Below are 7,982 nucleotides of genomic sequence, written 5' to 3'. Positions count from 1 at the left end.
GAACCCACGACCTACGGCTCCGAAGGCCGCCGCTCTAAACCTGGCTGAGCTACGGGCCCTACTGGTTAGGCTTAACTTAGGTTATTAAATTAATTTTATGCCTTAACCTAGGGCAATTCAATACTTAATGCTGTGAGCATGTACCTTAACGGCATGTATAATTTACCTGAACCCTCATAGAACTTAGAGTACACTTCATAGAACGTTAACCTGCTTGTTTGTATGAAGGTTAAGAAGCCTTCCCCAGCAATGATTAATGCGTTGAGTAGAATCATTGTTAGTAAGCCAGCTGGAGTTAGTAATCCAAGTGTTAAAGCTAGGTGGTATGTCATGTAGGTGAATATACTGTGTACTAGCGCTATTATCCCAAGCCTCATAAATGATAAAGTATTGGCTATTGAATCCAGTATACCCTCTATGGTTAACCCAACCATTAACTCGGCTGCATCAACCTCAGCATTGGGCATTGACTTAATGTACATGAATGAGCCGAAGAATCCGCCAAAGCCTATCACCATTAATGCTGCACCAATTAACCTAACCTGGGGGGTTAATAATGCTGAGAATGATGGGTTTAATAGGGCTACTGGTATTATTCCAACATTCATCATGAGTAGGCCAAAGCCTATGAAGACCAGTGGGATCCAAGCTAGGGATAGGGCGTCTAACCTATGTCCAAGCCTAGCCCTATTCAGCGGCTTAAGCACTAGTGACGTTACCAGTAGTATGAAGCCAAACAGCATTGCCAATGGTAGGACCCAGGTTATCCAGTACTCGTTTATTGTACCGTTAATGAAAACCCGACCCCACGGTAGTATTGGCTTAATTAAATCCATTCCGAAAACCTCACCACTATTCAATATTGAGAATACTATAGCCCAGGCACCCATCATTACGAATAATTGACCCCATAGGTTAGCCTTCCCTGAAAACATTGCCCTAAGTATGCTGTTCCTACCATTATACTTAAGCACATTCATGAGTATGCCGAAGAGTAGTAGTATTGCACCCTGCCCGGCATCTGGGAACATCCAGCCGAAGAAGACTGGGAACAATACTGCTGTTAATGTTACTGGGCTTAATTCACCATACCTAGGTATACCGTACATGTAGGTTATTTCCTTAAAGGCATTAATGAGCCCTGGATACTCCTCACTGGTGGGGGCCTCATGTGGATTAACCGTGTTGACTTGGATAATCCTGGTGAATTTCCTAACCATAGCGTCAACAGCTAGGTCGGTTAATGTCCTGTATAGGAATTCCTCGAAACGCCCCACATTCTTCTCAAGCACGAAACCCCTAATAGTAACTAGGTCACTTACCTGCCTAGCCTCCTCAATACTATAGTTACATGCCTCCTCCCTCTCCTTAATCATTTCATTAAGCTCACCCCTCAATTCACTCTGCCTCCTCTCCATTTCCCTAACCTCCCTGCTAAGTAACTTCACTGATGCCTCCAAGTTTGTTAAATGCTCCTTAGGCGCCTTAACCACATTGTTGGTTTCTGGGTAATCCACATTAGCCATTATTAAGTATGCTGATAAGTCCTTACCAATATTAATTACGTAGCCTGAGTACTTACCTAAGTCAGGGGGTATTTGACCCCTAATTATGAATAATGAGTAATCCAGTGCCTTAAGCCCCATCTCCTTAACACCACTTCTAATTAAACCATTATAAGCCTCCATGAGTAACCTAAGCCTAATTAGCCTATCCTCCAATTCCCCTATTTGAGCCTTAATTGTATCAATCCTGGCAATAGCCTCACCCCCCTCTTCAACAGCGCTGTTAACGTATGTTTGAATAACATTCTCAGCGACGCCAGCAGCCTCTAAAATACCCCTTATCACTGGCCTATTACTGTTTATTAACGACTCAAGTTGGCTCCTTAAACTACCTATGATTGCCTCAGCTTCCTTAACCTTAACCTCCACATTACTTAAATCACCCTCAGGTAACTCGATTACTTTAACGTTATGTAGCCTAATAATGTCGTTAATCCTCCTCAACTCCCAGATTGGGGTAATTATAAGTAAGTGGACCTTATCATTAGCCTCATCAAGCCTAATTAAGGCAGCATCCTCAATCTGCTTAATGGAATTCTCGAAGTCACTTAAAGCCCTATGGGGTATCTCAAGGGTAATGTACTTAATATTCTTAAGTTGAATGGAACCCATCAGGGAATTAATCCTCATCATTAGCTTAAGTTTCGTTAACTCCTCCTCAGCATTATTTAGTGAATCCTCAATCTGCCTAATCCTACCTATCAACTCCTCACCATTCCTGTACACTGAGTCTACAAAATCCCTGAAGGTGGTTGCCTTAATCTTAAACCTACCTACCGGTGAATCCTGCTGTCCCTGCCAATACCTTGATATTACCCTGGCAGCCTCAGTCAGCCTCCTAACACTATTGTAGGTTTCCTGGTCAATTGATGGGGCAGGTAACTTAGGGGGCCTATCAATTGGCATGAATTCACCAAGTAAACCCACCCTGAATATTATATCCAAGGCTGCATGTCTAGGTACAGTTATCTTATACTCCACGATCCTCTCTATGGGCACATTAGGCTCACTGGGCTTGATTTTTTAAGTTATATTGTATTTAAAACTTCACTTTTAAGGCGGTATATTGAATTGAAGTACTTAAATAACGCAAATTATAAACCACCATGAGTTCAGCGCCTGCATATATTGTGGATTAACTTGACTAATTGCGGATTTTTACCCGGCATTTATCTAGTGAACCACGTAAATATGCATTACTCCTGGATGCTAGGCATTCATCAACTGTAGGCGCGGTTGTATTTTAAAATACTGAAGCATATGCGTTGAGCATGAGGACTAACGTTGAGGTTAAGCAATGTGGATTAGATATTATTGATTTAATTGAGGACTTAGAGAGGAGGATCTTCAGGCCCAGTGAAGTCTACACTAGAGGTTTCCTGGAGTGGCTTTGTGAGAATTGCTCCAACTCATCATATGTGGCTGTTAAGGATGGGAGTTACATCGGCTACATAATAACCTGCATTGATAGGCCTGGCCAAGGGCATGTGGTTTCCCTCGGCGTTTTAACCGAGTATAGGAGAATGGGGGTAGGTAGGCTTCTCATGTGCTCATCAATATGTAGGCTTAAGGGTATTGTGGATTCAATAGTTCTGGAGGTTAGGGTATCCAATCAGGCTGCAATTAACCTATATAGGAGCTTAGGATTCAGGATTCACCACACTATATCAGGCTACTACAGTGATGGTGAGTCAGCCTACTTCATGATTCTTGATAATGAATATTTAAACCAAGCTTACTTAAAGTGCCAATGTGGCTCCTAATAAGGTCCACTGCATTATCCTTAAGCCTACTTAACTCATCCTCAGCCTCATTAATGAGCCTCCTACTGGGTATGCTACTTAACTTATCCTCATCAATAACATTCACGTTAAACCCCTTATCAACGGTTAAATCAACCTCAAGGTCAACGTAGACTACTCCATCCCAAGTAACCTCAATGGGTGTGTTAATATTAATATATGCACCCTTGAATGAGCCATCATGTGAAGCATAAATGTGAATTAAATGCCTCTCGCCAATGCCAATTACGCTGTAGGCTACGTCACCGTACTCCTTAGCCACATTAAGGCCATCCAATATTCCACCAGGCTTCAACTCCCTCCTAATGATTAATAATCCATTACTGTAGTGAACCTTCTCCCCAGGCCCTAGGTTAATGTGCTCTCCATTAACCTTAACGTGATGTACATTAATCATTGGTAAATTGCTTAGCGTATAATTGATTAAGGCCCTGCTTAATTCATCCCTCATCTTTAATTCACCAACTAAGTATTCTGTGTAGTCAAGTATTTCAGTGTTCTTCATGGTTATCTTCAAGGCATGGTGGCCCCTAACTGTGGGCACAATGGTGTTCCTAATATCATCCAGCATCAGCCTTGCCTCAGCATCCAATATCACTGATGCTATGCACTCCCCCTCAAACAATACATCATAATCCCTTGCCTCAGCTATCTTAACCCTAATGGCATTAACTAGGCTTATCGCCTCATCCAGCGCCTTCTCAGCCTCCTCCTCACTGAGGTATTGGGCTGAACTCCTCCACCTTATGCCTAAGCCGCCGAGTTGATTTATTTTACTTAACCCAACCCTAACAAGCATCATTTTAGCATCAGGGTCCTTAATATGCCTACTAAGCTTAACCGTTGGGCTATCTATGACTCTGAGGTAACTGGTGGTTGGCATTATGTATGGGCTTGCCCTCAATTGCCCAGTCACATTAACCATGGTCACTGGGAGCTTATCACCAGGCCTAAAGTAATTGGAGCCTTCAAGTAGGGCTAAGACACCTGGTGCCACCTCAATGTGGCCATTATCAGCAACAACACCCATTATTACACTGTATAATGGGACTGGCGGCTTATTGAAGGCAGCATCCCCAATTCTACGTAGTATGGATTCAAGGACCCTATTAACTTCACTGCACTTACCTATTATGAATAATGCCCCTGGTATATTTTCATCATCCTTAATAGTCACATCAGGAGGCTCAGTGGAGTGAAGTATGTTGAATCTACTTAATATAGTGTCGGTGGCTTGAACAATATCATACCCATCCTCCAGCATAATCTTAGTTAGGGCCGTGGCGTAAATTCCCCTAACTCTTACCTTAGTCATCAGGATTAATGCAACTGGGGTTATTTAAACACTGGGTTGCCATAACTAATTACTCAACTATTATATGCTTGAGTTAGGTTTATGAATTAACCATTAATGGGGAACCACTAAGTGAGGCATAGTGGGTTTAAGTGTGGTTGACTTGTTTTCAGGGGCTGGGGGATTCTCAGCTGGCTTCAGGGATGCTGGCTTTGAAATAGTTGCTGGCCTGGACATTGACCTTGATTCAGTGAGGTCATTCAGCATTAACTTCCCTAAGGCAGTAACCATACGTGAGGACGCTAGGTTAGTGAGGGGTAGTGATATTGTTAAGTATGTTGGTGACGTAGATGTGGTTATAGGTGGGCCACCCTGTGAAGCCTACACTGGGGCTAATCCAAGGAGGATGAGGGATCCATTAGATAGGCTTTACCTAGATGAATTAGGTCAATTAACCCTGGAGTTCATTAGGCTTGTAGGTGAGCTTAAGCCAAGGGTATTTGTCATGGAGAATGTGGCAGCCATAACTGAGGGTGGGCTAAGAGAGGCTTTAATTAATGAATTCAGGAGGGTGGGTTACAGTAGCATTCACTTCAATATACTCCACGCGGAGGATTATGCAGTACCGAGTATTAGGAGGAGGGCCTTCATATCTAATATAATTATTAAACCACCTAAGGTAGGTAGGCTGGTTACTGTTGCTGATGCCTTAAGAGGCCTACCTGAGCCAACACCCCTGATCCCAAATCATGAGTTAGTCACGGTATCTGGTAGGAAGATTAAGGGTATTAGTAGGGTTAATTGGGGGCAGGCACTATACGCGTATAGGGGCTCTGGGGGAATGTACAGGAACTTCATTAGGCTTCACCCAGGTAAACCAGCCCCAACGGTAATGGGTAGCGTGAGGTTCATACACCCATTCGAGGATAGATTACTCACCGTTAGGGAGCAGGCTAGGTTAATGGGTTTCCCAGACACCCACATCTTCACTGGTAGTAAGGATTCCCAGTTTAACCAGGTGGGTGAGGCTGTACCACCACCATTGGCTAAGGCAATAGCTGAGGTTGTTAAACGGGAATTAACGTGAGTACGCTTAACTGGATTACTCCATTCTAATTACTTCAGCTGGCCTTATCCTAATTACACTGATTAATGGTGGTATTGAGGCTAGTACCCCAGTGGCTAATGCTGTGGCTAATCCCAATGCGAAGAATTCCGGTACCGGAATTATTACTATCCTTATACTGTAGCCCAGGTAATTAATTAACTTAACCATAGCCACTGAACCATAGTAACCTGCAATTAAGCCCAGTAGTCCACCTATTAAGGAGACTACGAGCACTTGGATTATGAATATTAGCATTACTTGCCCATTGGAAGCTCCTATTGCCTTCATTATCCCAATCTCCCTCCTCCTCTCCCTAACGTTTATCAACACCATTATAGCCACTATGAGCCCAGCTATAACTACACTTAGCACTATGACTACAAGGAAGAATACGTTAATTAGGTTAACAACATCATTAACACTCCCTATTATTGACTGCTGCTCATAAACCTGGGCCTCTGGGATTATCTGCTTCATAGCTGTGTTAAGCCCATTTATTATGGTTGGGTTATCGTGAGCAACCTTAATGAATATGACGTTAACGAAGCCACCTGTGTTTAATTGACTTTGGAGGTAACTCAAGTGCGTGACTATCATGTAGACTTGGAAACCCAGTAAACCACCAAATATGCTTGAGAAAATTCCCGAAACCCTAAGCTTAAGGACATTGTATGTCCCGGAAATACCCTGAGGCACATAGACGTAAATGTAGTCGCCTGTACTCACGTTTAATGCTTGAGCCAACTGCTGTGATATTATGCAGTCATCCTCACCCAATGGTAATGATCCTTGAGTTAACTGGGGGTAGAAGTAATTGAAGGAGCTTGTTGATAGGCCTATGAGTGTTACATCGTGGCCACCGGTAATCGCGCCAGTTAATATGGCTGGTGCAGCGTACTCAACAGCCTTCAACCCATTAATCATGTTAACTAATTCCTCAGGTATAATTGCCGTTGAAGTATAAACCATTAAATCAGCGGGTAATATTGATTTAACCTCAAGGCCCACAGTATACTTAACACCATACGTAACAGTCTCAAGGGCTATTAGGAGCGCCACAGCCGTGGCCACAGCAATAATGGTCATTAGGGTTAACGCCCTCCTAGCCACCAACCCCCTTAACCCAATCCTAATAGCCATCAAACTGGCTCGCGTATTCACGCATTAGTGAAGAGGCTAATGCTTATAATCCTTTTTAAGCAAGTACTCATCCTAAGGGCTGAATCCTTTTTCCACTTTAATAGAAATCTTTTTATAGTTAATTGCATTAAAGAAACGCCCCCTCATACCAATGTGGGCTACGCCTAAAAGGGTGGGAGGAGTAGTGGAGATAAAGTGTTGACTACTTCCCTTTACTGACTGTTGATGAATACGCCAACGCCTGAAAATAATCCGCTTCCCTAAGCCTAAGGTTAACTATTCTATGATATATTTATAAAATATTCTATTGAGGGATAATATGATACTTCACCTATAGGTAAAGTTTAAGAAAGCTAATCAACAATAAGCATATGGCTAATCTAAGTGGTAAGGTAGCTATAGTTACAGGTGCAGGACAGGGAATAGGGAGGGGAATAGCCCTTAGGTTAGCTAAGGAAGGGGCTATAGTGGTAATTACAGATATTACAGGTAAGGAGAATGATGTTGCTGAGGAGGTTAAGAGGCTGGGTGGAGAGGGATTAGCATTAAGGCTTGACGTCACTAACGGGGAAATGGCTGGGGAGGTTGCTAAGACCGTGTTCAGTAAATATGGGCGCATTGACGCCCTGGTTAATAATGCTGGAATTTACCCATTTAAGCCATTCCTTGAAATGGCATTTGAGGACTGGTACAGGGTGATTAACATAAACCTAAACGGCATCTTCAATGTTACAAAGGCAGTGGTACCTTACATGGTTAAGCAGAGGAATGGTAGAGTAATTAACATTGCCTCAATAGCTGGGGCAGTGATCGGCTTCATGGGCCTCACACATTATAGTGCATCAAAGGCAGGCATAGTTGGCTTCACCAGGGCGCTGGCACTGGAGCTAGCCCGCTACGGCATAACTGTTAATGCAATAGCACCCGGAGCCATAAGAACACCAGGCATGGGGACTGTTTCCGAGGAGCAGGTAAAAATGATGATTAACGTAATACCGATGGGTAAATTAGGCAGACCTGAGGACATTGCCTCCGCAGTAGCCTACTTGGCATCAGATGAGGCAAACTACATA

Annotated in this window: 6 protein-coding genes; 3 read left to right on the top strand and 3 right to left on the bottom strand. The window is 43.2% G+C overall.

All coding sequences use genetic code 11. The features are described 5' to 3' along the window. Positions 1-107: 107 nt before the first annotated feature. Entirely contained in the window at positions 108-2,564 is a 2,457-nt protein-coding gene (locus BP896_RS05090; RefSeq protein ID WP_291766407.1) for a V-type ATPase 116kDa subunit family protein, read from the bottom strand. A gap of 272 nt (positions 2,565-2,836) precedes the next feature. Between BP896_RS05090 and BP896_RS05085 the strand changes: the two genes are divergently transcribed. Continuing rightward, positions 2,837-3,328, top strand: a complete 492-nt coding sequence (locus BP896_RS05085) for a GNAT family N-acetyltransferase (protein WP_291766405.1) — start codon at positions 2,837-2,839, stop codon at positions 3,326-3,328. Here the strand turns inward: BP896_RS05085 and BP896_RS05080 are convergent. Continuing rightward, positions 3,267-4,682 (bottom strand): DUF402 domain-containing protein, encoded by a 1,416-nt coding sequence (locus BP896_RS05080; protein WP_291766403.1) that lies wholly within the window; start codon positions 4,680-4,682, stop codon positions 3,267-3,269. The genes BP896_RS05085 and BP896_RS05080 overlap by 62 nt on opposite strands. Before the next feature lie 121 nt (positions 4,683-4,803). Between BP896_RS05080 and BP896_RS05075 the strand changes: the two genes are divergently transcribed. Continuing rightward, complete coding sequence (locus BP896_RS05075) at positions 4,804-5,748, top strand: DNA cytosine methyltransferase (protein ID WP_291766402.1); 945 nt, start codon at positions 4,804-4,806, stop codon at positions 5,746-5,748. 15 nt (positions 5,749-5,763) lie between these two features. Here the strand turns inward: BP896_RS05075 and BP896_RS05070 are convergent, their stop codons facing one another. Next, the gene (locus BP896_RS05070) at positions 5,764-6,930 is read right to left on the bottom strand and encodes an ABC transporter permease (RefSeq protein WP_291766400.1); all 1,167 of its coding nucleotides are present in this window, start codon (positions 6,928-6,930) and stop codon (positions 5,764-5,766) included. Between the two features lie 350 nt (positions 6,931-7,280). On the opposite strand from BP896_RS05070, the gene BP896_RS05065 reads away from it, so the two are divergent. Further along, positions 7,281-7,982, top strand: a 702-nt coding sequence (locus BP896_RS05065; RefSeq protein WP_291766398.1) for an SDR family oxidoreductase, incomplete at its 3' end; no start/stop codon positions are given.

It is taken from the genome of Caldivirga sp. UBA161 (genome assembly GCF_002506515.1).
Taxonomy (GTDB): Archaea; Thermoproteota; Thermoprotei; order Thermoproteales; family Thermocladiaceae; genus Caldivirga.
This window is presented reverse-complemented; position numbering and strand designations above follow the sequence as displayed.